We start from the raw sequence: 24,344 nt of genomic DNA, 5'->3' as shown, positions 1-24,344 counted from the left end.
TTACCGGGAACGGGACGAAATTTTATATGCATGTCGCAGAGCGTTCTGTAACAGTTAAGTACTTTGTCTTCGGATGAGATGCGCTCATGATGTCTGCACGTTAGACGCGAAAACGCAGCAGGAGACGTGAATGAAGGCGGTCACCGTGAGGACCCTATGTGCAATGATCATCGCCACCGGTCCATGGATATGGGCTGCGCAGGCGAAGGCTGACGACGTACGGCTTTCGGGCTTTCCATCGCTGATCCTGTCGGGTGGCACAGCCAAATCAACGTCCTATCAAATGCCCAAGCCCTTCAACAATATGCTCAAGGCGGACATGCTCGACATTTCGTTCGGAGCAACGACGCTCGATGCAATCCAGAAGGCGTTTGGCGGCGAGATCAGGACGCGCGGTTCGGGCGCCAATGGTGTCAGCTGGCTCTGCTACCAGGTTGCGCTCGATGGCCATGCGTCGAATCTCTGGTTTATTTCCAATGGTGAAGCAGCGGGTTCGAAACGGCTCCTGACGATGGTATCGGCTGAGGAGAGCGAGACTGCGCGGTCAGGCTGCTCCCAAGGTCCTGAAACCTTGACGGCGTGGATGTTGCCCGTACCAGGTTTGAAGGATGACGAGACGGATCTGCAAAAGGCTTTCGGCATGAGCATTCATGACGGGATTATCCGTTACTCGAATGAACAGGGCCCAAACAGCAATGGCGTGACGACCCTGCAAGCCCTCGTCTATCGGCTCGACGAAGGCAAGATCGACGGCATGTCGTTCAGTCAGGTTACGGCCAAATGATCTCGTCTATTTGCCGAGCGCAAACTGAAAGTTGACGCCTACGAAAACCTGCCACTCGGGGTTGCCGCTGCCGTGATCAAAGACGGTGTATTGCGGCTCGACGAAGCCGTTCATCGTCACCTTGTCGTTGACCTGAAACACCTTGCCGACGCCAAAACCGACCGGAACCGAGTAGTTTCCGCTCTCCAGGTCGAAGTTCCAGATGGCGGATGACCTGAGGTAGAAACCCTTGCTCAAATTGAAATTGACGATAGGCTGGAACGTTGCGAGTGAAACATCATCCCGGTCGCTTTCGCCGGCAAATGACGTCTGGTAGGTGACGAGACCGCCGAGCAGGCCCCAGCTTTGCGGTGCGACCACAACGCCGGCGGCGCCCGCCTGCCATTTGCCGGCGCCAAGGGCATCGTCCGTCGCGGTCGGGAGGACGACGAGCGGGCCGGCGCCGAATGAAATCTCCTTGCCGGGCACGAGGAAAATGTCCATCAGCGTCAGGTCGCCCAGGCCCGTCGTATATCCTGTCGGAAATTCCGGTGCGGTCGCAACTGGCAGGGTAAAGCGGATCATTGCGGTGCGCCGAAAAGGTCCGAAGGCACGAGACCGCGCAGCAGGAACTGGTTTGCGTAGCGGTCGCCCGGCAGTCCGCTCAGTTCGGGAACGTAGTAGTCATGAAAATTGAGCGTGATCTTGGGCGTAAGCGGGTTGTTTGCAGCATTTACATCTGCGTGTTCCTGTGCTGATGCAGCTAGCGTACCCAACGAAATCGCGCTGATGGCCACAATCAATACATCTAATGAATAACTTAAATATCTCATGAACTTCATCCCTTAATTGAAAGCCAACGTGAGCCAGATTCCATCCTCCATGACAAGTTCGTAACTGTAACGTTTACAGCCTTCCGCCCATGCCGGGGTAGAACGACCAAAAAAGGGGGCAATGCAAATTCATCCAAGGCAAAACATTTCGTTTTTTGGGCTCGCGGATTTGCGGCAACGGACCCCCTGTTAACCGTTACGTACTCCCATAAGGCGAGACATCATCCTATGATTGATGACCGAGCGGGGCCTGGGGATATAATTTCTGATTGCGGCCCGACCGGAGCTCGACGGAACAACGAGCAGGGGATGCAATTGAAGCGATGTCGACCGCGTCTGCCCAAAGGGGACTGTGGAAATTGATGCTCAGGCTGCCTGCGATGCGTGGGCAGCTGCAGGTTCTCAGTGCGCGGAATACGACATTGCAAAGCTTGTGCGATGCCTTCGACGAGGCCAGCTCCACGCTTGATCGCTTGCGCCGCAACGGCTCGAAAGATCTCAAGCTGATTGCTGAATATGAAATGCTCTGCGCTGACATCGAGAGTGAAGTCATCGACATCTGCATCGCCACGCGCGGCAGAAGCTACTGACGTAGAGCCTCCCCACTATCGATGGCTGATCTCCTCAACCTGGTCTTGCGTCAGGACAATTCCATCGCAACCTGGGGGATTTCCCGTATGGCGTTGCGTAGCGTTCCGTTCAATTCTACTATCCAGTGAAACTGGGGTGGGGCGCGAACATGGAAGTTGACTTCAATGTCGACATGCCAGACTCGGAGAGGATTTCCGAAGAAGAGGCGCGGGCGGAGCTCGACAGGCTACTTTCGGACTCACAATTCCATTCGACAGAACGTAACCGGAATTTCCTCAGGTTCGTCGCCCAGGAGATGTTCGAGGGCCGGGCAGCCTCGGTAAAAGCCTATACGATTGCCGTCGACGTCTTTGGCCGGCCCTCGAGTTTCGACCCAACGACCGATCCCATCGTCCGCATCGAAGCAACCCGGCTTCGGGCCTCCCTGGCGCAATATTATGAGAGCCGGGCCGAGGAAGGCAGCGTACGCATCGAACTGCCGCGCGGCCGCTACATACCCGTATTCACCAAGGCGCCGCCGCAAGCGGAGGTCGTGGAGGAATGCGAGGAGGCGGAAGAACAGCCCGTCTTGCCCCCGGCGCAGCCTTCCCATAGCTTCATTACCAAGCGGCATCTTGCCGTTGCAGCAGGCGTCGTGTGTATCACAGCGATTTCTCTCGTGGCAGTTGCGGCCAACCGCCGTGTATTTTCCGACAAGCCGGTCGTTGCTGTCGAGATGAAGCTGGCAGGCGATGGCACCGATGCTGAAGCCGGCCTCATCCGCGACTATCTGATGACGGCGCTTTCGCAATTTCAGACTTTGACGCTGGCGGCGGCAGAAATGCCTTCCCCGGTAAAGGCGACGGTTCCAGCGCTTAGCTGGTTCCGTAGCGCCCGGCGTGCTGCGAATCCCTACCATGTCGTCCTAAAGTACCATCCGGACATAAATGGTCGCGCAGTCTGGTGGCAGGTCGTCGATCCGGTGAGCGGCGAAGCCCTGCGGTCGGGGGTGGAGCGTGCTACCCCGGACGACCGGCCGGACACGGAGGTTCGCCGCGAGCTTGTCACCGATCTCGCCACCCGCTTCGCCGGCCCGCAAGGCGTCATCAACAATATCGAGTATACGCGAGAACTCGCAGCGCCCAGTCTCGGCAATGGCTGTATCCTCAGAACCGGGGTGGCGCTCGAGCGGCAAGATGCCGCCGAACTGGACGCCGTTCGCGACTGTCTCGCCGCCACTTTGCAAGCCATGCCGAACAATCCCGATGCCAATGCCGCCATGGCGGTCACCATGATCGAGTCCGCGGCGCCGGAAGTCGTCAACGGCACTGCAGCGCAGGCGCTGCTTCTGGCCAATAAGGCCGTTGCATTGGCGCCGATGTCGGACCGCGCCGGCTATGCGCAAATGCTGGCGCTCTATCACAACGGACAGAGTGAAGCGGCTTTCGTTGCGGGCTATCGGGCGATGGCGCTCAATCCCAACAATAGCTTCATTCCAGCCAAGCTTGGCGCGATGTTCTTCGCCAACGGCAATTGGACGGAGGGCGCAAACCTCGCCTCCAGGGCAGAACAGATCAACGGCACGCAGGATGATGCCGAGTTGATCCTGGCGCTTGATGCCTATCGCAAGGGCGATTTCACCAAGGCCGTGCTTAAGGTTCAGCAGATGGGTCACTCGGGGAACTATCTGGCCGATGTGCTTGAACTCGCAGCCTTCGGCCAATTGGGTGATGCCTCGGGCGTCCGGGAAACCATGGACCGTGTGACCCGCTATCGCGACCGCTTCTGGACGACGTTCCGCGCCGACATGATTGCGCGCCGCTATGCTCCGGCCATGATCGATGGGCTCGAGGCCGGGCTGGCCAAGGCCGGTCTTCCGTTGGCCCAGCCGCTTCCTGCAACCAATTAACAGTTACGTACTTGCAGGGAGTGGTGGTGTCGGTGAAATCTCACCAGCGCACTGCCGTTGCTCATCCGGGATAGAACCTGGGAAACCATAACGACACGGCGCTGCTGGGCGGGGAGGCCCAAAACAAATGAATAAGAGGTGGTTCGTCGGTGCTGTCGCGCTCGCGCTGGCACTCTTGTGCGTCCCTGCAGGCCTGGCGCTGGCGGAAAAAAAATCCCTCGTCCAGTCCCATCTGGATGATCTTGACGGAATGAAGCAGCGGCGTCTGGTCCGTGTCCTCGTTCCTTACAGCAAGACGATCTTTTTCCTGGACAAGGGCCGAGAACTTGGCACAGCCGTGGACTTCGGGCTGGAGCTTGAGACAGCCCTCAACATCGGCAAGAAGCGCGAAGTCGATCGCATTCACGTTGCCTTTATCCCGATGGGACGCGACCGGCTGATACCGGCGTTGAACGAAGGGCTTGGTGACATCATCATGGCCAACCTGACGATCACGCCAGTCCGCCTCAAGCAGGTCGATTTCACCATCCCTATCTATGACAAGGCAAGCGAGGTGCTGGTAACAGGGCCGGCCTCCGAAGAGGTAGTCAACCTTGACGGTCTCTCCGGCAAGGAACTCGCAGTGCGGGAAACGAGCAGCTATTACGAGCATCTTTTGAAGGTAAACGAGGACCTTAAGTCGCGCGGCAAGGAACCGATCAAGCTCAGGATCATGGACGACAATCTGGAGGACGAAGACATCCTCGAAATGGTCAATGCCGGCATTTTGCAGTACACGGTCGTCGACAAGTACAAGGCGGATATCTGGGCGACGATTTTCACCGACATCAAGGTGCATGAGGATATTGCAGTCGCCAAGGACGGCGAGATCGCTTGGGCGATCCGCAAAAACAGCCCGCAACTCAAGAAGGAACTCGACACTTTCGTCGCCGCCCACCGGGTAGGCACTGCGTTCGGCAACATGTTGCGCAGCAAGTATTTCAAGAGCGACAAGATCCTGCAGCGCGCCTATTCGGGCGAAGACGTGGAAAAGTTCAAGCAGCTTGTCGAGATATTCCGCAAGCACGGCAAGACCTATTCGTTCGATTATCTGATGCTGATGGCGCAGGGTTATCAGGAATCAAAACTCGATCAGGCGAAACGCAGCCCGAGGGGCGCCGTCGGAATCATGCAACTGCTGCCCGCCACGGCGCGAGACAAGGCGGTCGGCATAAAAGGCATCGACAAGGACCAGGACCGCAACGTCGAAGCCGGGTCGAAATATTTGCGCTATCTTATCGATACCTACCTCAACGAGCCGGACATGAAGGAACGCGACCGCCAATTGATGGCATTTGCCGCCTATAATGCCGGCCCGGGCAACCTCAACAAGTTCCGGAAAAGGGCCACCCAGATGGGGCTCGATCCGAACATCTGGTTCGGTAACGTAGAGAATTCGGCGGCCGATATCATAGGGCGGGAGACGGTGCAGTACGTCAGCAACATCTTCAAATATTACGTTGCCTATTCGATGCTCGTCGAGCGCCTCGGCGAGCATGCCGACGCGGTCAATGCCGGAGCCAAAGGCGGCTAGAGAAGCAGCAGGCGCTTCAGCACCGGTACGAGTTCCTTGATCGGCAGTTGCGTTATCGCGACGGCCACGAATGGAAGCAAGGCGGCCGCGGACACCGGTACCAGGGTCGAGCGCGTCACCAGCATGGGTGAAAGCTTCTTGGCGGCGTCGTAGAATTTGCCGGGATCGCCGAGTTCATCGTCGGCCATCGCCTTGCCATCATCGGCCACGAGGTTCTTACCGAACGTCTTGCGCTCGACCTGCCGCTGGAAGTCCGTCCCGCGCTCGCTCGCCGCACGCAGTGCGCGCTTCTTGAAGTTGGCGAGAAGCGATATGAAGCCGGCGAGCGGTATGCCGAAATAGGCAAAAATGAGGGCCAGCCACAGCCCCATGACCTGCGCGATTGCAGTAACGGTAAAGCTGCCATGCAGCACCTCGTGGGTCACCGATGCTGCGATCACACAACTGACGGCCACCGTAAAGAGCACATAGGCGTTGGGGTATTGGCCGACGAAACCGAGGCCGGCGTGCCCGTCCGGGTGCGTTGCGACAAGTCGCGTTTCCAGCTTCGAAAGATCAGCAAGCAGCATCGACCAGATGATATGGCGCCAGAATGCGCGGGCAGCGAGGAACCAGAATAGCGTGTTGCTGACGGCAACCGCCCACCAGGCCGCGAGACTCGGTGTCGGACCTTCCGGCCCGACGGTCGCCGCCCAGGAAGCCAGTGGCTGGTCCTGCATGTTGTGGTAGAGGAGGAACGAGGAGACGATCGCCAGAAAGAGACTGACCAAGTCACCGGCCGGCGCGTTCCTCCGCCGAAGCGCCTTGGCAACCGCAGCGCTGGCTGCGGCCCTGGATGCGTCGGGAAGCAATGGGCCCGAAAAGAAGTTCCGCACACCTTGCCGAAGATTATTTTCGATCTGGGTTTCGGCAAGCACCAGCAGGCCGATGGCAACGCAAAAGCGGGCCCAAGGTCCAGGGTCGAGCAGAAAAGGCCGCTCGGCAAGCGGCCCGAAAGCAGTGCCCGCGAGCAAGCTCAAGAGCAGTGGCACACCCCAGCTGAGCGCCACGAAGAGGGCGGCACGCAGTGCGGGCTTAAGGTCTTGGCGACGGACGAGTTTCGCTTGCAGCTGCAGATCATAGAACGGCCCCCCACGCGCAATGAGGAACTGCTGGCCGTCCTTGTGATCTTCGGTCATCGCATCACCCTAGTAGCTCAGTTCCTTCGATGGTGTCGGGCTGCCCAAGGTCGAACCCAGTTCGTCGCTCTTCTTCGGCATGCGCTTCGGCTCTTCAATCACGGTCAGCGGCGCTGCAACGGTTTTGGCGGCGATATTGCCGACGGTGCTGACCGAGCCGGCGACGACTGCCGTGATGCCCTGTCCAAGCGAGACGTTGGAGTCCGTCAGCGTCTGCCCGGTCACGAGGCGCTGGCCGATAAGCTGGACCACTTGCGGGCTCTCGGCGAACTTGCCGTGGTTGAGGCTATCGCCGGCTTTCACCTTGGTAAGGTCGATAACGGTGATGCCAGCGTGTTCCAGCTTGGAGCGGTAGGGCTCCTCCGCCGGATTGATGGCTCCAAGCCGCTGCACATCGCCGGAGATGAAACGCGACGCGGCGAGAGCGCGGTCGTCCTGCGAAACGAAAATCGTGAACTTCGGGCGTTTCTCTCCCATCTCGGTGAATTGCCGCGCGAACACATCGACATCGATATCCGGCGAAGCGAGGATTACATTGTCGATCTTCGGCGCTACGCGTCCGTCGCGAATTGCCATTTGGCGCAGCGACTCCATGGCAAGCCAGGTGCCCATAGAGTGGGCCATGACCGTGATATCCTTGACTTCGGGATCGTTGGCGAGAGTGCGCAAGGTTTGCTCGAAGGCAACGCGCGAATAGTTCGTGCTTTCCTTGTCGTAATTGTAGTCGAAGACGCTAGCGCGCGAAGGCCAGGTGAAGAGGATCGGCGTCACCTGTGCGCCGGAGTCGTGGACGATCTGGGCAAAGCGGAAGACGGAGTCCTCGTAGCGATTGTTGAACCCGTGCACGAAGACCAGCGCATGGCCGCCGACGACATGTTTGCGGAACCAGGCGCGTCCTTCGGCAACCGAATTCAATTCCTTCACGTGGGTAACCGCGAAGTCGGTCTTCGGATTGGGCGGTAGCCGCTTCGGCCACTGTACGGTACCGGGCTTGCGAATCTTGTCGGATGGGATCGAGACTGTAATATCGGTGAGGTAGGGTTTTGGACTACGCTCGCCGGTAAAGAGCGTTGCCGGATCGTCCGAGGGCACACGGCTTGTCACGACCAGCATGTCGACAGACGAGCCACCGGTCGCACCGGTAGTCATGACCGGCGCCATCACGCCTTTGGGGTGCCCTGCGCATCCGGCAAGGGCCAAACCAAGGACAATAATGGCAGGGGAAAATGTGCGGACGGACAGGAACATGCGTGCTTTCGAATATTGACGAACCATGGTCAGGCTTTCAAACAGGCGGATTGCTCCGAACTAAGACAAAACGATACGCGCCGAACGACGACACTGTGTACATGCTGGCTTGAGCTAGTAGTGGACGAAAATGTCAGTTTGTTAAAGCTCATGCGACGGCCATCCGGTCAAGCTTCGATCAGCCGATTGCGAATCGCGTAGCGCACCAGCGAGGCGGTCGACTTCGCATCGAGTTTGCGCATCGAGGCCGCCCTATGGCTTTCCACCGTCTTTTCACTGAGACCGAGGATGGCTGCCGTCTCCTTGTTGCTGTGCCCCTCGGCGATGAGCTTCACCACTGCGGTTTCGCGCGACGTCAGGACGCTCGGGGAAGCGTCCGCCTTGGCGAGATAGGACGAGACCAGGATGTCCGAGACGGTTTTGGTGAAAAACGGCTGGCGATGTTCCAGGGCCTCGACGGCCTGTACGAGATAGAGCGTTGCGTCCGATTTCAGGAGGTAGCCGCGAACGCCGGCCTCCAGGATGCTGCGCAGCAACGCCTCGTTGTCATGCTGGGTGAAGATGAGGACTTCGGTTTTGGGACTGTGCAGCCTGATCTGGCGCGCCGCTTCCACGCCGTTGATGAAAGGCAGGGCATAGTCGAGGATGGCGATGTCAGGCTCGCTGAGGCGCGCCTGTTCGACGGCGTCGCGACCGTCGCCGGCTTCCGCCACGACCTCCCAGCGATCGCGCTTCGACAGGATCGCGCGGACGCCCTGTCTGACGATCTCATGGTCGTCCGCGATCAGAATTCGTGTCATGCCAATCCTCGTATTCATCTGCCACGATCGTCTCGCCGGCACGGTTTACCCCTACACTGGAAACGGCGATGCGGCAAAAATTAACTGTTACGTACTTCCGGTAACGGGCGCGATGTTGGCTAATGCGCGCAACGAAAACAGCGGGAGCGCTGCACATGAGTCAACGATCGTTCGGGAGCCATTTACAATCTGTGGATGAGCGTGGCTTGGGGAGACCGCCGATGCGAATGAGGATGGCACGGCTGGGACAGACCGCAGCGTTGACGTTGCTGCTGGCAATGGCGCAGTCCGGGCTGGCCGCGGCCGCTGATCTTGTAGTCGCCATGCCGAACTGGCCTTCGGGCCAGGTAACGGCCAACATTATCAAGAGCGCCCTGAAAAAGGAACTGAGCCTCGACGTCGAGGTTCGCGAGATGGGTACGATGATCGCCTTTGCCGGCCTTGCGTCGGGCGAGGTCGACGTGCATCCCGAAGTGTGGCTGCCGAACCTCAATTCTCTCGTCACCAGATATGCCGACAAGGTTCAACTCGCCGATACTGGCGTCGATGCGTGGCAGGGAATTTGCACGACCAAGCAGACGGTCGAAAAGACCGGAATTCACTCGGTGACCGATCTCTTGGACGCCAAGAAGACCGCCGCGCTCGATACTGACGGCGATGGCAAGGGCGAGATGTGGGTCGGCGCCGAAACCTGGTCGTCGACGGCCATCGAGCAAATCCGCGCCAAAAGCTATGGTTACGACAAGGACCTGCAGCTTCTGCAAATGCCCGAGGACATGGGCATGGCGTCAGTGGATGCGGCCGAGGCTGCGGACAAGCCCGTGGTCTTCGCCTGCTACAGCCCGCACGTCGTCTTCAAGCTGCATGATATCGTCAAGCTCGACGAGCCGGCCTTCGACCCCGCCAAGTGGCACGTCGTCCTTCCCGCCGACGATCCCGATTGGCTCGCCAAATCGAACGCGCCCGTCGCATGGGACAAGGCGCATTTTCACATCGCCTATGCCAAGGCGTTGGCGACGCGCAAGCCCGAGGTGACCAAGTTCCTCGAAAGCATCGATTTCACGCCCGAGGAAATCACCGACATGAGCTATGCGGTGGAAGTCGACCGCCAGACACCGGAAGACTACGCCGAGGCCTGGGTGGAAAAGAACCCGGATCGTATCGCGAAGTGGGTAAAGGGGGGAGGGCAATGACCATGCACCTGCGTAATCCTTTAAGGGCGAAGCTCGTTGCCGGGGTGGCGGTGGCAAGCCTGGTTCTGGTCGCTCCGTTCGGACTTGGTTTCGCGCAAGTTCCGAAGACCCAGATTTACGATGTGAAGACGCGTACCTGGATACCCTACGACAGCCGCAAGGCGCGCAAATACTACGCCGCCAATGGCCAGGTGCCGGAAGCGTTCCGACGGCAGATGGTCACGTTCCGCACGGCCGAAAAGCCTGGAACGATCATCATCGACGGCAACCAGCATTTCCTTTATCTGGTCAAAGGCGGCGGTCAGGCTGTTCGTTACGGTATCGGTGTCGGCCGTGACGGGTTTGGTTGGGCGGGCATCGTCCGCGTCGGTCGCATTGCCGAGTGGCCGACCTGGATTCCGCCCGCAGAAATGGTGGCGCGCGATCCGAACGCCGTCAAGTTTGCCGGCGGCATGCCCGGCGGTCCCGACAATCCGCTCGGCGCAAGGGCGCTCTATCTCTATGATGGCGACCAGGACACCATCTACCGCATCCACGGCACGCCTGAACCATGGTCGATCGGACTTAACGTCTCGTCGGGCTGCATCAGGATGAACAATGACGATATCGTCGATCTTGCCTCACAGATACAGGTCGGCGCCAAGGTGATCGTGCTCATGCAGGGCGCTTCACTTTACAAAGGTGTTTAAGCAACTGGAGCAGGGGGACACGATGCTTTGGAAGTCTGATCGGGAATACACGAAAACGCTTGTCTGGATGGCGCTTGCCGCTGGCGCCTTCTCGCTCGGGGGATGCGTATCGAATACGCCTGCGCCAGAAAACATGGCGAGAAATACACAGCAGACTGCTCCAGCCGACCTGCAGGTCGCCTGTGCCAACGCCGCGACGCAAAAGTTCGGCGCCGATCACGCTTCGGTGCTGCCGGTCAGTTCGAGCGCGCTCGACGGCGGGAAATACCAGATCATACTCGAGGCCAAGGGTCAGCGCTCGACCTGCCTGATCGACCAGACGGGGCAGGTGCTGTCGCTCGAAAAGATGTGAGTATTCTTACGTAACCATAAGCAAGCAATGAAATTGCCTGTCGCGAAAGCGAACCACCAAGGAGATTCCGGAATGCCATTGCACTACAAGACGATTGCCCTCATTTCATCAGTCGCATTCATTTTATTTTCCGGACCTGATTTAAATTATGCCTTCGCCCAGACCGCCGCCGCACCTGCACCGGCGTCGGCGCCAGCCGCAACGCCTGCAACGCCCACCGCTGAAGCGCCGGTACTGATGACGGCGGACGAACTGCAAATCCTCGTTGCGCGGATCGCGCTCTATCCCGACGATCTTGTCGCATTGGTATTGTCGGCCAGCCTCAACCCGCTGCAGATCGTGCAGGCCGAGCGGTTTATCGAACAGAACAAGCCGAACGCAAAGCCGGACGCTGCATGGGATGGAAGCGTGGTATCGCTTCTCAACTATCCGACGGTCCTGAAGATGATGAGCGACGACCTTGATTGGACGCAGCAGCTCGAAACCGCCGTCGTCAATCAGCAGAAGGACGTGCTCGTCGCCATCCAGGATCTGCGTGACAAGGCGGTTGCAAATGGCACGATCAAGTCCAACGACAAGGTCGTCGTCGAAACCAAGAATGACAATGTGATCATCCGCCCGGCCAAGAAGGAAGTGACCTACGTTCCGACCTATGATCCCGTCATCCTGACGAGCCCTACCTATGTCGCGGCCGCGCCCATTGTCTACGGCGACCCCTATCCGTCCTATTATTATCCTTACGCGCCGTATTGGGCCGGCTTCGTGACCGGGGTCGCGTTCGGTGCGGCCGTCGATTGGGATAACTGGCATTCGTGGGGAGGTAATGACGTCAACATCAACGTCAACAACTTCAACCGCGACGATTTCCATTTCGACAGGAACAACATCAACAATCTCAATTTCGACAACAGCAAGTTCAATTTCGATCGCGATTCGATCACGAACAATCTGCGCGAAAACAATGCGAACCGTCTCGATCTCAAAAACGGCGGCTTGCAGAATCTTGGCGCTGGCGGCGGCCTGGCCGGCGTCGGATCGCGGCTGCAGAGTTCTGATGTGCGGCGCGACGTCCAGAATCAGCTGAAGCAGGGCGGCGGCAATCTGGCCGGCAAGCTGCAGGGGCAGGGTGGCAACCTCGCTGGCAAGCTCCAGGGACAGGCCGGCAGCGGCAATCTTGCTGGAAAGATCCAGAATCAGGCTGGAGGCGGCGATCTCGCAGGCAAGCTGCAAAATCAGGCCGGGAACAGGAATATTGGTCAGAACAAGGGCAATGTGCGTGCCAATGCGCAGAAGGCCGCGGGCCGCGTCGACAATCGCCCAAGGCAGCCGAGCGCCCTCGGCAATTACGGACCGGGTCGCGACGCGCGTTCTGCCTCGCAACGTGGCAATCTAAGCCTCGGCGGCGGTGGCGGCGGACAGCGCTTCCAGGGCGGCGGCGGTGGCTTCCAGGGCGGTGGTGGCCGCTTCCAAGGCGGTGGTGGCGGCGGGTTCCACGGTGGTGGCGGTGGTTTCCACGGCGGCGGTGGTGGTTTTCACGGCGGCGGTGGCCGTTTCCATCGCTGATCGCCATCAACACCAATTGCGCATTCCTTGAAGGGATTTCGATATGTACAGGACAACTTTCAAAATACTGCTTGCCTCCGCCTTCATTGCACTGGCGGCCCCCTCTGCGCCGTCATTTGCGGCGGAACCCTCCTTGCAGCGTTTCGTCGGCGCTGAGCCGCAAACGTTCAAGGAACCGGGCGAAGCGCTCGATGCCTTGAAGAAAGACCTCGATGCAAAGGACGTGGATGCCTTGGCAAAGGTTCTGGGCCTCAACGCAGCGGCTGCGAAGAAATCCGATGATTTTGACGATCGGCTGAGCGATCTCCAGAAGGCATCGAAGGAGCGTGCCGAACTCAAGGATCGCGAGGATGGCTCGAAGACCGTCATCCTTGGCAATCTCGACTGGCCCTTCCCATTTCCGCTGGTCAAGCACGATGCCGGTTGGCAGTTTGATACGCTTGCCGGCCTCGAAGAGGTCCTGGCGCGGAGAATCGGTGAAAACGAACTCGAAGCTATCAAGACCATGCGCAATTACGTCGCCGCGCAGGTGCTTTACGCCCAAAGCGATCACGACGGCGATGGCGTGCTTGAATTTGCCCAAAAGCTCATTAGCGACAAAGGCAAGCAGGATGGACTTTATTGGCCATCGGCAGGCGGCGAGGAGAGCCCTGCCGGCAATTTCGGCGAAGCAAGCAAGATCGAGGGCGCTCCTGCCTCGGATCATGGGTATTTCGGCTATCGCTACAGAATACTCAGGTCACAGGGCGATAACATCGCCGGCGGCAAGTATGATTTCGTCATCAATGGCAACATGATCGCAGGTTACGCGCTGATCGCCTGGCCGGCGGTCTATGACGAAACGGGCGTCAAGACATTTGTTGTGAGCCATCATGGCACCATCTACGAAAAAGACCTTGGCCCGGCTACCGATAAGCGCGCAAAGGAGATAAGGTCATTTAATCCTGACAAGTCATGGGAACCGGTCGAGGATTGAGTGCTTTGCGCAGAACTCGGGGGAATGACATGAAAAATCCTATCGCACTTGTGTCCGTACTGGCTGCGGGTCTGCTTGCCGCCAGCCCGGTACGCGCCGCTGATATTTACTCCGCCATGGCGCCGGAAGTGAACCAGGTCGAGAAGGACGGCTGGACCTTCGCGGTCAGTCCCTACTTCTGGGCTGCGGGAATGTCCGGCGATACTGGCGTCTTCGGCCTCCCGCCCGTACACACGGATATGAGTTTCAGCGATATCTGGGACGAGCTCGACTTTGCCGCGATGACAATCGGGGAAGCGCGCTACGACCGGTACAGCATTTTTGGCGACGTGATCTACAGCAAGATTTCAGACGCATCGGGGACGCCGCGAGGAATATTGGCGGATAGCGTCGGTGTGTCTTCCGAAACGTTCGCCGGCCTGCTCGGCGGCGGCTATTCGGTGCTGCAAAACGACCGAGGCAATCTGGATCTCGTCGCAGCCGCCCGTCTCTGGTACGCCAAGACTGAGATTTCATTCAACGGCGGCATACTTGACGGCGTCGATCGAAGCGACAGTGCTACATGGGTTGATGCGCTTGCCGGCGTGCGCGGCAAATATTCGCTTACCAACAATATCTATCTAACAGGCTGGGGCCTGGTTGGTGGCGGCCAGGCAAACCTTGATTGGGACGTTGCAGGCGGCATCGGCTATTCGTTCAACGAGAAGGTATCGGCCGTAGCCGGCTATCGTGCCCTCGGGGTCGACTACAGTGATGACGGTTTTGTTTTCGACGTTGTCCAGCAGGGCCCGATCCTCGGCGTCGTCTTGCATTTCTGATCAGGAAACGTCAAAGGGCTCGCCGCATTATAGCGGCGAGCCCTTGTCTATTCACATGTCGCACTTCTGGTAGGTGACATACATATTGTCGCCGAACGGATCGTAACGCTGGAATGTCTTTGCGTCGACGATCTTGAACGTGACCGTCATGTCATTCTGGATCATCGAGTCGACGCAGCTGAGATTGGCCGAAACCCGGTCCTTCTGCTTGCGAACGCTCTTTGTTGTGCAGATCGCGTTGGGCCCTGCGACCTTGCTTCCCGTAACCAGCAACCCGGTGGACGTTGACGCCGTTCGGTCCTTGAAGACCGTCGACTTGCCCTTCTTGGTGAAGGTGTCCTCGCATTTGGTGCCGTCCATAGTCCAGGCCCCCTGCAGTTCCTTTATCGTCGCAGCCATCACGCCCGTTGCCATGCAAAGGCTGATCACACTGCTCAAGAGCGTGACCTTGCTCATTCTACCCGTCATCGAGTTCACTCCGATTTGTTTTAGTGGTGGCGCGATAGGGTTCCGAGTTCTTGCCGGACTTGGCGCTGCCAAACGATATACGGCTACGGAACGCCAATTATGTCAACGGCTTCCGGCTCATTTACTGCAAGGAATGGTTGCATATATCGCGATCGAAAAATGCTGTCGGCGCACGTCGCGGGCGGCAAGTAACCGCCCGCGGCATTGGTTCATTTCGACGCAATGAAGTTGCGCAGATCATCCAGTTCTTCGCAACCAGCGGGACACAGCTTGGTCAGCGAGGCAAGCTGCTCCTGCGCCTTGTCCATCTTGCCGGTCTCGACATAGAGCTCGCCGAGATATTCGTGGGCGCCCTTATGATCCGGTTCTAGTTGCAACGCCTTGTCGTAATAGGTGAGGGCGGTGTCGAAGTCGCCGGTCTTGCGCAAGGTGAACCCGAGGAGGTTGTAGACATCAGCCTGCTGGTCGGTCTCGGCCAGATCGCGAAGCTCGGCCAAAGCGCCGGCATAATCCTTCGCATCGATCTTCGAGCGAACCGAGGTAAGGTCAACCGTCGGGTCGGGCTCGATGTTGTCGACCGCGTAGGCCTGCGTTATCGAACCGAGCGGCGTGAAAGCCGTGGTGGCGGCGAATGTCAGCAGGCCGATAAGTACGTGCTTGATCATAATTTCATGCTCCTTTGTTTGGTCAGGCTTGAACGGTCGGGGTAAAGGCATAGGCGTTGCCGTCCTTTACGAATGTTCCCGATCCCGGAAACGGGAAGTGCGACCCGCAGATCTTGATGTTGTCAGCGATGACGCGGTCGATAAGCTTGTGCCGGGTAGCGATCGCCATGGGACCGTCCTGATCATAGCTCCCCTGCCACTCCGGATGCGGCGCCAGCAATGCGGGCACGTACATCGTGTCGGCCGACACCATCAGTTGCTCATTGCCCGAGGTGACGAGGAAGACCGAATGTCCGGGCGTGTGGCCGGGTGCGGCGATCATCTGAATGCCGGGGGTTACCTCGGCTCCATTCTCGACGCGGTTCCAGTTCTTCCAGGTGGGGAACACCGAGGCGATGCGCCGTCCTGCTGCTTTGCGGCCCTCGGCCAGCTTGTCGACCCGGCCGGGGTCCGTCCACCACTGATACTCGGCGTCATTGACGATGATTTCGGCATTGGGGAAGATTGGGGCGTTGGTTTGCTTTTCCATGAGTCCCCAGACGTGGTCGGGATGGAAGTGCGAAATCATCAACGTATCGATCTTGGTATAGTCGATGCCCGCCGCTTTCATATTTGCCGGCAGATGCGTTGCGTTGGCCTGCCACTGGCCGACGCCCGAGCCTGCATCCATCATGATCAGGCGGTCACCCACCTTCAGGACGACGACGGTGAGCGGTATCGGCATGAAATCGGTGGTTAGCCCGGCCTTCGCCAGTGCTTGCTTCGTCTCGTCGACGGAAGCGTTCTTGATGAATGCCGGATCGTGCGGCTTGCGCCAGATGCCGTCATAGATGGCGGTCACTTCAATGGATCCGACCGTGTATTTGTAGAAGCCGGTTGCCGGCTCAACTTGCGCTTCGGCACGCGCGGGCAGGGTGACTTCCAATTTGCGCGCGAGGCCGAAGGCGGCGGCCGAGGCGGCCGCTCCAAGGACTGTACGGCGTGTAATATCAAACATGTGCTCGTCTCCTCGTAAAATGGTTCATTCCGGGCGGAGAACTTGTCCGATCGACTGTTCGATCCGCTGAACAAGGAGACTGAATGGAAGGCGATTTTATTCTCGCACCAAGCCGAAAAATCCAACAAGTCATTGAATTAAAATGAATATATTTGGTTTTCCGCAAGAGGACGGTCACGCTGGCATTTTCGGCCCGTCCCAAAAACGAGGGCGTCTCAAAAAAATCATCGATGTGGAGAATATTTCACGCGGCAGAACGATCTACCTGATGAATGCGGCTTTTGCCGCCCGATGTTCAGTAGGTAAAATGACAACCGTACGAGGCATGCGCATGGCGCTTACATCGACTTTGCTGCCGCAAAATCCGGCCTTCACATGGCTGTCCCGGCTTTTCGATTTCAGGAATGCGGGCGACCGTGGTTTTAAGCCACGGGCGAATACCACGCTGCTTATGGTTTCGTCGGCAGCTGCAAGAACGCCTGTCGTGGACGAGGCCCGTTCGGCCCGCTTCAACCAACTCATGCTTCCGCAACTGGACGCGGCCTATAATTTCGCACGCTATCTCAGCCGCGATAGCGATGCCGCGCAGGATATCGTCCAGGACGCCTTTTTACGGGCTTATCGCAATTTCGACGGCTATCTCGGCGGCGATGCCCGCGCCTGGATATTTGCAATCGTCAGGAACTGCTACTTTGCGTGGCAGCAGGAGCGGGGCCGCAAGCGCCGGTTCGAGGCGCCTCTTGCCGAAAATGCGCATTCCGACGAAGCCGGAGCCGAGGCGTCCGACATAGCGTCGGAGGAAGATACGCCGGAAGACGTGCTTATCCGCGCGTCCGAATCGAAGCGGGTTCGCTCAATCATCAACGCGCTCGCCGACGACCTGCGGGAAATACTGGTTTTGCGCGAACTCGAACAGCTTTCCTACCGCCAGATCGCCGATATCATCGATGTGCCGATTGGAACCGTGATGTCGCGGCTCGCCCGGGCACGACGGGAATTCGGCCGGTGCTGGCGCAACGAGAACGGCGATGAGGAGGCAGCAAAATGAGCAAGACCTCTCACGCCTGCCCGGACTGGTTTGTAATGATGCACGGTTATATCGATGACGAACTCGATGCAGTCCATGCTCTCGCATTCGAAGAGCATCTCCATACCTGCGCGAACTGTGCAAGGGAACTCGACAACGTCCGATCGCTGAAGCACATGATGTCCCGGGACAATGTTCGGTGGGCGATGCCGCCGCAGGTTCGCGAGACAATTCTCGCAGCGATTACGCAGGAGCAAAGCGGGGCGCGCGCGCAAGCCAACCACTGGGCTGCGCGGTTGCTGCAATTCACCAAGCGCTGGAGCTATATTCCTTCCTTTGCCGCCCTGGCGGCGAGCCTCTTCTTGGTCTTCTCGCTGCCGCAGACGCAAACGTCGCTGCAGGATCAAATCCTCGCCAGCCATGTCCGCTCCCTGATGGTCAGCCATCTGACCGACGTGCTGACTTCAGACCAGCACACCGTAAAGCCGTGGTTCAACGGGAAGGTCGATTATTCGCCGCCGGTGGTCGATCTTTCGGCGCATGGCTTTCCCCTCGTCGGCGGCCGGATGGACTACATTGACGGCAAGGTCGTCGCAGCGCTCGTCTACCGACGCAACGCCCATGTTATCAACGTGTTCGTGTGGCCATCCGCACCAGCGGCAGGCAGCGAAAGCGTGCGCGAAGGGTATAATCTGATCAAATGGTATGAGGACGGCCTGACGTTTTGGGCGATTTCCGACGTCAATCCCTCCGACCTTCGAGTGTTTCGCGAGCTATTTGCCAATGCTGTCGCGAAATCGGGCTAGAACGTTCGCCCACTCTTTTTGATGCCCTCAGCGGCGCGTACACGATTGTGACGGCCTTATTGCGGGCCCGGAGAATTTAGCGATACTTTCGAGCGTGACGGGGCATGTTAAGCTGGCTAAGTTCCTGTTGTCACGGAACTTGGCCGGCTTGTCGCCACCTGTCGCAATTTTATCGGGAGAAGCTGCTGGAATCATTGATCATATTCGATTGCGCCCATCTACACCCAATTCAGTAGACTCATAAGGTTTTGGTTTCAGTGTGATTTTCGATTCAGGTGGTTGATGCGGGCCGCCGCAACCCCTGCAACATAACTGTTACAATGCTGTCATATGACTGTAATAAAGCTTCTATAGACCGCAGCCGACGTTAGAGGCGTCACACGAATTAAACCAACAGGAGCTGCTCCTATGAACAAGCTAATTTCCACGGCCGCAGTGCTTGCAATTGCGGTGGCCGCATCGACGGTGGGTGCATCTGCCCGCGACCAGATTCAGGTTTCTGGCTCCTCGACCGTGCTGCCCTATGCCAAGATTGTTGCCGAAACGTTCGGTGAGACCTTCCCGAACTTCAAGACGCCGGTTGTTGAATCCGGTGGTTCTGGCGCAGGCATCAAGGAATTCTGCAAGGGCGTCGGCGAAGACATGATCGACATTGCCAACTCTTCGCGCCCGATCAAGGACACCGAGCTGAAGTCCTGTGTTGACGCTGGCGTCAAGGACGTTGAAGAAATCCGCATCGGCTATGACGGCATCGTTTTCGCCACCGACATCAAGGGTCCGGACTGGAAGATCGTCCCGAAGGACATCTACACCGCTCTCGCCGCTCAGATCGTTGTTGACGGCAAGCTCGTAGACAATCCGAACACCAAATGGAACCAGGTCAACCCGAACCTTCCGGATTGGGACATTGCAGCGTATATCCCCGGCGAAAAGCACGGCACCCGTGAAGTTTTCGAAGAGAAGCTGATGACGGGCGGCTGCAAGGCTTCCGGCGCTGCTGACGCAATCAAGAAGCTCGGCCTCGACGAAAAAGCTTCGGCTGCTGCCTGCGTCAAGATCCGCAAGGACGGCAAGGCCATCGATATCGACGGCGACTATCCTGAGACGCTTGCCCGCATCGACGCCAACAAGACCGGCGTTGGCGTATTCGGCCTCGCTTTTTATGAGAACAATGCCGACAAGCTGAAAGTCGCGACGGTTTCGGACGTTGTGCCGAGCACCGAGACGATAGCTTCGGGCAAGTATCCGGTTTCGCGTCCGCTGTTCTTCTACGTCAAGAAGGCGCATCTCGGTGTTATTCCGGGCCTGAAGGAATATGTCGACTTCTTCCTCAGCGATCAGATGATCGGCGAAGACAGCCCGCTTGCCGAATACGGTCTCGTACCGGCTCCGGAAGCAGAACGTAAGGCCCAGCGCGACGCGTTCGCCGCCGGAACCACGATGAAGAACTAAATTCCTGAGGTACAGGGGCGGCGCGAGCCGCCCCTGTCCCGTTTCGAATTCAAACTGAATTACAGGACAGATCGGGGAAAGCTTGATGTCCACGTCATTGGTGTTTGTCATTGTCCTTGCGATCGGCGTTATCGGATACTTCCTTGGGCGCCAGCGCGCTGTCAGCAAGAATGACGGAAGCGTAAAGCCGCACTCCTTGCCGCATTACCATGCATGGTGGGTATTCCTGGCTTCCGCGTTGCCAGCGATCCTGTTCCTGGTCATTTGGGCCGGCGCGACCAATATCTACCTGGAGCGCTCCGCGATTGCCGAACTGCCGGTCCGCACGGCTGACACCGTCATCGCCAGCCAAAGCCTCGAACTCGGCATGGTCAGCGGCATTGCCCGCGGTCTCGGGAAACTGACAGCCGATGAGGTGACAAATCTGCCGCAGACCTTCGCCGAGTTGCGCCCGCTGCTTTCAGCCAAGGGTGTGGCGCTCGCGCCCGACGGTCAGGACTATATGATCCCGATCGCCGTTGAGTGGAACAAGAACACCCAGCGCGCGAATTATATCGGCGGCATCATGGCCCTCCTTCTGGCGGTCGGCGGCGCACTTTATGGCCTGTCCGGCGTTCATGTTCGGGCGAGGGCGCGCAACAATGTCGAGCGCGTCATCCTCGGTGCTCTGCTCGCTGCCTCCACCATCGCCATTCTGACAACCGTCGGCATTATCCTGTCGATGTTGTTCCAGACGCTCACCTTTTTCCAGTCGGTCTCGCCGGCAAGCTTCTTCTTCGGCACCGTATGGGATCCGCGCTTTGCCGCGGCCGGCTCAGGCGGATCGCAAGGCCAGTTCGGACTGATCCCGCTCCTTGCCGGCACGCTCTACATCGCCTTCGTCGCCATGCTTTTCGCTGTCCCGGTCGGCCTCTTCTCGGCCATCTACATGGCTGAATATGCGAGCCGCGGCGTGCGCTCGGTCGTCAAGCCGCTGCTCGAAGTGCTCGCCGGCATCCCGACCATCGTCTACGGCTTCTTCGCGCTCGTCACCGTCGGACCGTTCCTGCGCGACCTCAGCGCGGCGCTTTCCGGCGGCTATGCCTTCATCCAGGCGCAGAGCGTGCTCACCGCCGGCATCGTCATGGGCGTCATGCTGATCCCGTTCGTCTCGTCGCTTTCCGACGACATCATCACGGCCGTACCGCAGTCGCTGCGTGACGGATCGCTCGGGCTCGGCTCGACCCGTTCGGAAACGATCCGCCGTGTCGTGCTGCCCGCCGCGCTGCCAGGCATTGTCGGCGCGCTGCTCCTGACGGCATCACGCGCCATCGGCGAAACGATGATCGTCGTGCTCGCAGCCGGCGTTGCCGCCAATCTCAACATCAATCCGTTCGAGGCGATGACGACAATCACTGTCAAGATCGTCAACCAGCTGACGGGAGACCTTGAGTTCAATTCGCCGCAAACCCTCGTCGCCTTTGCACTCGGTCTCACGCTCTTTTTCATCACGCTTGGCATGAACATTTTCGCGCTCTACATCGTCCGCAAGTATCGGGAGCAGTACGAATGACCGACATAGCCCTCAATCCCGCTGCTGCATCGGCACGTCCCGCCCGGCGAGACATTGGATTAAAGCGCCGCTACGCTGCCGAACGCAGGTTCAAGCTCTATGGCATCGCAGCGATAGCGATCGGCATCTTCTTCCTCATTGCGCTGCTGTTCTCCGTGTTCTCCAACGGCTACACCGCGTTCTGGCAGACCGAGGTCAATCTTGCGATCAATCTCGATCCGAAGATCATCGATCCGGACAATAAGCGTGCCACCGATCCAAACGTGCTTCTGACCGCCAATTATCCGGTTCTCGCCCGCAATGCGCTGGCGGAAAAGCTGGGGGTCGCCCAAACCGACAAGCCCGGCTTGCGCGAACTCGGCAAGCTTTTCTCCGATGGCGTGCGCGGCCAGTTGCGTGAGCTCGTCGTTGCAAATCCTAATCTCATCGGCACTACGCAGAATGTCTGGGTGCTTACGGGCGCCGACATCGACTCCGCGTTCAAGGGCCAGATCGATCTCAGCGTCGACCAGTCGCGCCGCAAGGTTTCGGACAAGCAGGTCGAATGGATGAACAAGCTGAAGGCCGACGGCGCCATGGCCCAGCGATTCAACACCGGTCTCTTCACCTATGGCGCGTCCAGCCGCCCCGAAACTTCGGGTCTCAGCGTCGCCCTCATCGGTTCGCTCTACATGATGCTGATTGTGCTCGGCCTCTCGCTGCCCATCGGCGTTGCCGCCTCGATCTACCTTGAGGAATACGCCAAGAAGAACCGCCTGACCGATATTATCGAGGTCAACATCAACAATCTTGCGGCGGTCCCGTCGATTGTCTTCGGTCTGCTCGGCCTCGCAGTCTTCATCAACTTCCTGCATATGCCGCGCTCGGCATCGCTGGTCGGCGGTCTCGTGCTGACGCTGATGACGCTGCCGACAATCATTATCGCGACGCGCGCCGCGCTGCGTGCCGTACCCCCGTCCATCCGCGCCGCGGCGCTTGGTATTGGCGCATCGAAGACGCAGATGGTTTTCCATCACGTCCTGCCGCTCGCCGCACCCGGCATTTTGACCGGCACCATCATTGGCCTGGCGCATGCCCTCGGCGAGACCGCGCCGCTGCTTTTGATCGGCATGGTGGCTTTCGTCGCCAACAATCCGGTAACGCCGCTCGATCCTTCGACGGCATTGCCCGTGCAAATCTACATGTGGGCCAACGAAGCGGAGCGCGCCTTCGTCGAGCGGACGTCCGGTGCTATCATCGTGCTGCTTCTCTTCCTCGCGGTCATGAACATCACGGCCATCCTTCTGCGTCGCCGCTTCGAGCGCCGCTGGTAACTGTTCGAGAGAGGACCTAGTTATGAACCTTATGACGGAACGAAATCTCGAAAAGGCGGTAAACGACAAGATGAGCGCCCAGCCCAACGCAATCAAAATGCAAGGCAAGGATGTCACTGTTCACTATGGCGACAAACAGGCCTTGTTCGGTGTCAGCCTCGACGTGCCGGAAAAGATGGTCACGGCGCTGATCGGCCCTTCGGGCTGCGGTAAGTCGACGTTCCTGCGCAGTCTCAACCGCATGAACGACACCATCGAAGGTTGTAAAATCGGCGGCAAGATCACGCTCGATGACGAGGATATCTACAATCCTAAGATAGACGTCGTTGAACTTCGCGCCCGCGTCGGCATGGTGTTCCAGAAGCCCAATCCGTTCCCGAAGTCTATCTTCGAGAACGTCGCCTATGGTCCGCGCATTCACGGGCTCGCGAAGGGTCGCCACGAACTTGATGAAATCGTTGAGAAAAGCCTGCGCCGCGCCAGCCTTTTCGATGAGGTGAAGGATCGCCTGCATGAGGCTGGCACGGGTCTTTCCGGCGGCCAGCAGCAGCGCCTGTGCATTGCCCGCGCCATCGCCGTCAGTCCGGAAGTGATCCTCATGGACGAGCCGTGCTCGGCGCTTGATCCGATCGCCACCGCAAAGGTGGAGGAACTGATCGACGAATTGCGCGAAAACTACACCATCGTCATCGTCACCCACTCGATGCAGCAGGCAGCGCGCGTTTCGCAGCGCACGGCCATGTTCCATCTCGGCAATCTTGTCGAGGTCGGCGATACGGAAATGATGTTCACAAGCCCCACCGAGAAGCGCACCCAGGACTATATCACCGGACGCTTCGGCTGACGCAGGAACGAGGACAAAGCACATGACCGAGTTGCAGCACACTGTGCGCTCTTACGATGACGAACTGAAGTTCCTGACGCACAAGATCGCCGAGATGGGTGGTCATGCCGAACGCATGGTCGAACAGGCGGTCGCCGCCATGGTCAATTCCGACAATGCGCTGGCGCAGCGCGTTATTTCGGACGATCTGATCCTCGACGCCGGTCAGCGTGAGATCGATGAAAAGGCCATCACCATCATCGGCAAGCGCCAGCCGATGGCGATCGACCTGCGTGAAGTCATCGGGACGATCCGCATTTCCTCCGATCTCGAGCGTATCGGCGATCTCGGCAAGAACATTGCCAAGCGCGTCGTTGCCGTGACCGATACCCGCCAGACGCTCTCGGTCTACCGCGGCTTGCAGACAATCGCCGAACTTGCCTTGACGCAGCTGAAGGACGTGCTCGACGCCTATGCGACGCGCTCGGTACAGCAGGTGAACATTGTGCGCGAACGCGACGACGAGATCGACGCGCTCTATACGTCGCTGTTCCGCGAATTGCTGACCTACATGATGGAAGATCCACGCAACATTTCAGCCTGCACGCATCTTTTGTTCTGCGCCAAGAATATCGAGCGCATCGGCGACCACGCCACCAATATTGCCGAGACAGTCTATTACATTGTTACCGGTTCGCAACTGCCGGCGGAACGTCCCAAGGAAGACCAGACGCATACTATTATCGTGGATGAAACGACCGAGTCCTAATTCAACT

The 24,344-nt window shown here is 58.6% G+C and carries 25 protein-coding genes; 17 read left to right on the top strand and 8 right to left on the bottom strand.

Features of this window, described 5'->3' with window-relative positions:
- Positions 1 to 130 precede the first annotated feature (130 nt).
- Entirely contained in the window at positions 131 to 784 is a 654-nt protein-coding gene (locus HQ945_RS09230) for a hypothetical protein (protein ID WP_155810873.1), read from the top strand.
- A gap of 6 nt (positions 785 to 790) precedes the next feature.
- On the opposite strand, the gene HQ945_RS09225 is transcribed toward HQ945_RS09230, so the two are convergent.
- Both HQ945_RS09225 and HQ945_RS23130 read right to left on the bottom strand, forming a co-directional pair.
- Entirely contained in the window at positions 791 to 1,348 is a 558-nt protein-coding gene (locus tag HQ945_RS09225; protein WP_343051200.1) for a hypothetical protein, read from the bottom strand.
- The gene (locus HQ945_RS23130) at positions 1,345 to 1,596 is read right to left on the bottom strand and encodes a hypothetical protein (RefSeq protein WP_343051199.1); all 252 of its coding nucleotides are present in this window, start codon (positions 1,594 to 1,596) and stop codon (positions 1,345 to 1,347) included. Before HQ945_RS23130 ends, HQ945_RS09225 begins: the two co-directional genes overlap by 4 nt.
- A 362-nt stretch (positions 1,597 to 1,958) precedes the next feature.
- Here HQ945_RS23130 and HQ945_RS09220 point away from each other — a divergent pair, with 362 nt between their 5' ends.
- The 3 genes from HQ945_RS09220 (at position 1,959) to HQ945_RS09210 (ending at position 5,648) form a co-directional block, all read left to right on the top strand.
- Entirely contained in the window at positions 1,959 to 2,186 is a 228-nt protein-coding gene (locus HQ945_RS09220; RefSeq protein ID WP_228019418.1) for a hypothetical protein, read from the top strand.
- Positions 2,187 to 2,335: 149 nt separating this feature from the next.
- The gene (locus HQ945_RS09215; protein ID WP_113280665.1) at positions 2,336 to 4,075 is read left to right on the top strand and encodes a tetratricopeptide repeat protein; all 1,740 of its coding nucleotides are present in this window, start codon (positions 2,336 to 2,338) and stop codon (positions 4,073 to 4,075) included.
- A 127-nt stretch (positions 4,076 to 4,202) separates the two neighbouring features.
- Positions 4,203 to 5,648, top strand: coding sequence for an MltF family protein (locus HQ945_RS09210; protein WP_113280666.1), 1,446 nt, complete (start codon positions 4,203 to 4,205; stop codon positions 5,646 to 5,648).
- On the opposite strand, the gene HQ945_RS09205 is transcribed toward HQ945_RS09210, so the two are convergent.
- The 3 genes from HQ945_RS09205 to HQ945_RS09195 form a co-directional block, all read right to left on the bottom strand.
- Positions 5,645 to 6,826, bottom strand: coding sequence for a hypothetical protein (locus tag HQ945_RS09205; RefSeq protein WP_113280667.1), 1,182 nt, complete (start codon positions 6,824 to 6,826; stop codon positions 5,645 to 5,647). The two genes, HQ945_RS09210 and HQ945_RS09205, sit on opposite strands and share 4 nt — an antisense overlap.
- Positions 6,827 to 6,835: 9 nt before the next feature.
- Positions 6,836 to 8,074 (bottom strand): alpha/beta hydrolase, encoded by a 1,239-nt coding sequence (locus tag HQ945_RS09200; protein WP_228018193.1) that lies wholly within the window; start codon positions 8,072 to 8,074, stop codon positions 6,836 to 6,838.
- Positions 8,075 to 8,241: 167 nt separating this feature from the next.
- On the bottom strand, positions 8,242 to 8,874 hold the full coding sequence (locus HQ945_RS09195) for a response regulator (RefSeq protein WP_027231580.1): 633 nt from the start codon (positions 8,872 to 8,874) through the stop codon (positions 8,242 to 8,244).
- Positions 8,875 to 9,101: 227 nt separating this feature from the next.
- Here HQ945_RS09195 and HQ945_RS09190 point away from each other — a divergent pair, with 227 nt between their 5' ends.
- The 6 genes from HQ945_RS09190 to HQ945_RS09160 all read left to right on the top strand — a co-directional run bounded on the left by HQ945_RS09190 (position 9,102) and on the right by HQ945_RS09160 (position 14,465).
- A complete protein-coding gene (locus HQ945_RS09190; protein WP_425500649.1) occupies positions 9,102 to 10,067 on the top strand; it encodes an ABC transporter substrate-binding protein in 966 nt (321 codons plus the stop codon).
- Positions 10,064 to 10,756, top strand: coding sequence for a L,D-transpeptidase (locus HQ945_RS09185; protein ID WP_174208029.1), 693 nt, complete (start codon positions 10,064 to 10,066; stop codon positions 10,754 to 10,756). The genes HQ945_RS09190 and HQ945_RS09185 overlap by 4 nt, the downstream gene beginning before the upstream one ends.
- Positions 10,757 to 10,778: 22 nt before the next feature.
- On the top strand, positions 10,779 to 11,108 hold the full coding sequence (locus HQ945_RS09180; protein ID WP_027231577.1) for a hypothetical protein: 330 nt from the start codon (positions 10,779 to 10,781) through the stop codon (positions 11,106 to 11,108).
- Between the two features lie 72 nt (positions 11,109 to 11,180).
- Entirely contained in the window at positions 11,181 to 12,671 is a 1,491-nt protein-coding gene (locus HQ945_RS22685) for a DUF3300 domain-containing protein (protein ID WP_175584991.1), read from the top strand.
- Positions 12,672 to 12,714: 43 nt separating this feature from the next.
- Positions 12,715 to 13,647 carry a DUF2950 domain-containing protein gene (locus tag HQ945_RS09165; RefSeq protein ID WP_027231575.1) on the top strand — a complete coding sequence of 311 codons (933 nt, stop codon included), beginning with the start codon at positions 12,715 to 12,717 and terminating at the stop codon, positions 13,645 to 13,647.
- Between the two features lie 29 nt (positions 13,648 to 13,676).
- Positions 13,677 to 14,465: a hypothetical protein gene (locus tag HQ945_RS09160; RefSeq protein ID WP_091921833.1), complete on the top strand. Its 789-nt coding sequence runs from the start codon at positions 13,677 to 13,679 to the stop codon at positions 14,463 to 14,465.
- Between the two features lie 51 nt (positions 14,466 to 14,516).
- Here the strand turns inward: HQ945_RS09160 and HQ945_RS09155 are convergent, their stop codons facing one another.
- The 3 genes from HQ945_RS09155 to HQ945_RS09145 form a co-directional block, all read right to left on the bottom strand.
- Entirely contained in the window at positions 14,517 to 14,933 is a 417-nt protein-coding gene (locus HQ945_RS09155; protein ID WP_174208028.1) for a hypothetical protein, read from the bottom strand.
- A gap of 209 nt (positions 14,934 to 15,142) precedes the next feature.
- Positions 15,143 to 15,598: a tetratricopeptide repeat protein gene (locus HQ945_RS09150; RefSeq protein WP_174208027.1), complete on the bottom strand. Its 456-nt coding sequence runs from the start codon at positions 15,596 to 15,598 to the stop codon at positions 15,143 to 15,145.
- A 22-nt stretch (positions 15,599 to 15,620) separates the two neighbouring features.
- A complete protein-coding gene (locus HQ945_RS09145; RefSeq protein ID WP_174208026.1) occupies positions 15,621 to 16,595 on the bottom strand; it encodes an MBL fold metallo-hydrolase in 975 nt (324 codons plus the stop codon).
- Positions 16,596 to 16,902: 307 nt separating this feature from the next.
- Here HQ945_RS09145 and HQ945_RS09140 point away from each other — a divergent pair, with 307 nt between their 5' ends.
- The 7 genes from HQ945_RS09140 (at position 16,903) to phoU (ending at position 24,337) form a co-directional block, all read left to right on the top strand.
- Positions 16,903 to 17,643, top strand: coding sequence for a sigma-70 family RNA polymerase sigma factor (locus HQ945_RS09140; protein WP_174208025.1), 741 nt, complete (start codon positions 16,903 to 16,905; stop codon positions 17,641 to 17,643).
- Positions 17,640 to 18,428 (top strand): anti-sigma factor family protein, encoded by a 789-nt coding sequence (locus HQ945_RS09135; protein ID WP_174208024.1) that lies wholly within the window; start codon positions 17,640 to 17,642, stop codon positions 18,426 to 18,428. Before HQ945_RS09140 ends, HQ945_RS09135 begins: the two co-directional genes overlap by 4 nt.
- Before the next feature lie 408 nt (positions 18,429 to 18,836).
- Positions 18,837 to 19,880 carry a PstS family phosphate ABC transporter substrate-binding protein gene (locus HQ945_RS09130; RefSeq protein WP_113280672.1) on the top strand — a complete coding sequence of 348 codons (1,044 nt, stop codon included), beginning with the start codon at positions 18,837 to 18,839 and terminating at the stop codon, positions 19,878 to 19,880.
- A gap of 85 nt (positions 19,881 to 19,965) precedes the next feature.
- The gene (pstC, locus tag HQ945_RS09125) at positions 19,966 to 21,432 is read left to right on the top strand and encodes a phosphate ABC transporter permease subunit PstC (RefSeq protein WP_091921821.1); all 1,467 of its coding nucleotides are present in this window, start codon (positions 19,966 to 19,968) and stop codon (positions 21,430 to 21,432) included.
- Positions 21,429 to 22,745, top strand: a complete 1,317-nt coding sequence (pstA, locus tag HQ945_RS09120) for a phosphate ABC transporter permease PstA (protein WP_091945724.1) — start codon at positions 21,429 to 21,431, stop codon at positions 22,743 to 22,745. The genes pstC and pstA overlap by 4 nt, the downstream gene beginning before the upstream one ends.
- A gap of 70 nt (positions 22,746 to 22,815) precedes the next feature.
- Complete coding sequence (gene pstB / locus HQ945_RS09115) at positions 22,816 to 23,589, top strand: phosphate ABC transporter ATP-binding protein PstB (RefSeq protein ID WP_027231566.1); 774 nt, start codon at positions 22,816 to 22,818, stop codon at positions 23,587 to 23,589.
- Between the two features lie 22 nt (positions 23,590 to 23,611).
- The gene (gene phoU / locus HQ945_RS09110) at positions 23,612 to 24,337 is read left to right on the top strand and encodes a phosphate signaling complex protein PhoU (protein ID WP_027231565.1); all 726 of its coding nucleotides are present in this window, start codon (positions 23,612 to 23,614) and stop codon (positions 24,335 to 24,337) included.
- Positions 24,338 to 24,344 lie beyond the last annotated feature (7 nt).

Origin of the sequence: Phyllobacterium pellucidum (genome assembly GCF_013327855.1) — a bacterium.
GTDB lineage: Bacteria > Pseudomonadota > Alphaproteobacteria > Rhizobiales > Rhizobiaceae > Phyllobacterium > Phyllobacterium pellucidum.
Note: the sequence above shows the minus strand (reverse complement) of the source record. Positions and strands in the feature narration are given on the sequence as shown.

Bases quoted from the DNA above. Each gene is read 5' to 3' on its own strand.
- HQ945_RS09140 (WP_174208025.1), top strand. From the start codon at position 16,903: ATGACAACCGTACGAGGCATGCGCATGGCGCTTACATCGACTTTGCTG.
- HQ945_RS09150 (WP_174208027.1), bottom strand. From the start codon at position 15,598: ATGATCAAGCACGTACTTATCGGCCTGCTGACATTCGCCGCCACCACG.
- HQ945_RS09130 (WP_113280672.1), top strand. From the start codon at position 18,837: ATGAACAAGCTAATTTCCACGGCCGCAGTGCTTGCAATTGCGGTGGCC.
- HQ945_RS09190 (WP_425500649.1), top strand. From the start codon at position 9,102: ATGAGGATGGCACGGCTGGGACAGACCGCAGCGTTGACGTTGCTGCTG.
- HQ945_RS09185 (WP_174208029.1), top strand. From the start codon at position 10,064: ATGACCATGCACCTGCGTAATCCTTTAAGGGCGAAGCTCGTTGCCGGG.
- pstB (WP_027231566.1), top strand. From the start codon at position 22,816: ATGAGCGCCCAGCCCAACGCAATCAAAATGCAAGGCAAGGATGTCACT.
- HQ945_RS09205 (WP_113280667.1), bottom strand. From the start codon at position 6,826: ATGACCGAAGATCACAAGGACGGCCAGCAGTTCCTCATTGCGCGTGGG.
- phoU (WP_027231565.1), top strand. From the start codon at position 23,612: ATGACCGAGTTGCAGCACACTGTGCGCTCTTACGATGACGAACTGAAG.
- HQ945_RS23130 (WP_343051199.1), bottom strand. From the start codon at position 1,596: ATGAGATATTTAAGTTATTCATTAGATGTATTGATTGTGGCCATCAGC.
- HQ945_RS09165 (WP_027231575.1), top strand. From the start codon at position 12,715: ATGTACAGGACAACTTTCAAAATACTGCTTGCCTCCGCCTTCATTGCA.
- HQ945_RS09215 (WP_113280665.1), top strand. From the start codon at position 2,336: ATGGAAGTTGACTTCAATGTCGACATGCCAGACTCGGAGAGGATTTCC.
- HQ945_RS09220 (WP_228019418.1), top strand. From the start codon at position 1,959: ATGCTCAGGCTGCCTGCGATGCGTGGGCAGCTGCAGGTTCTCAGTGCG.
- HQ945_RS09230 (WP_155810873.1), top strand. From the start codon at position 131: ATGAAGGCGGTCACCGTGAGGACCCTATGTGCAATGATCATCGCCACC.
- HQ945_RS09155 (WP_174208028.1), bottom strand. From the start codon at position 14,933: ATGACGGGTAGAATGAGCAAGGTCACGCTCTTGAGCAGTGTGATCAGC.
- HQ945_RS09195 (WP_027231580.1), bottom strand. From the start codon at position 8,874: ATGACACGAATTCTGATCGCGGACGACCATGAGATCGTCAGACAGGGC.
- HQ945_RS09180 (WP_027231577.1), top strand. From the start codon at position 10,779: ATGCTTTGGAAGTCTGATCGGGAATACACGAAAACGCTTGTCTGGATG.
- HQ945_RS09200 (WP_228018193.1), bottom strand. From the start codon at position 8,074: ATGTTCCTGTCCGTCCGCACATTTTCCCCTGCCATTATTGTCCTTGGT.
- pstA (WP_091945724.1), top strand. From the start codon at position 21,429: ATGACCGACATAGCCCTCAATCCCGCTGCTGCATCGGCACGTCCCGCC.
- HQ945_RS09225 (WP_343051200.1), bottom strand. From the start codon at position 1,348: ATGATCCGCTTTACCCTGCCAGTTGCGACCGCACCGGAATTTCCGACA.
- pstC (WP_091921821.1), top strand. From the start codon at position 19,966: ATGTCCACGTCATTGGTGTTTGTCATTGTCCTTGCGATCGGCGTTATC.
- HQ945_RS09135 (WP_174208024.1), top strand. From the start codon at position 17,640: ATGAGCAAGACCTCTCACGCCTGCCCGGACTGGTTTGTAATGATGCAC.
- HQ945_RS09145 (WP_174208026.1), bottom strand. From the start codon at position 16,595: ATGTTTGATATTACACGCCGTACAGTCCTTGGAGCGGCCGCCTCGGCC.
- HQ945_RS09160 (WP_091921833.1), top strand. From the start codon at position 13,677: ATGAAAAATCCTATCGCACTTGTGTCCGTACTGGCTGCGGGTCTGCTT.
- HQ945_RS22685 (WP_175584991.1), top strand. From the start codon at position 11,181: ATGCCATTGCACTACAAGACGATTGCCCTCATTTCATCAGTCGCATTC.
- HQ945_RS09210 (WP_113280666.1), top strand. From the start codon at position 4,203: ATGAATAAGAGGTGGTTCGTCGGTGCTGTCGCGCTCGCGCTGGCACTC.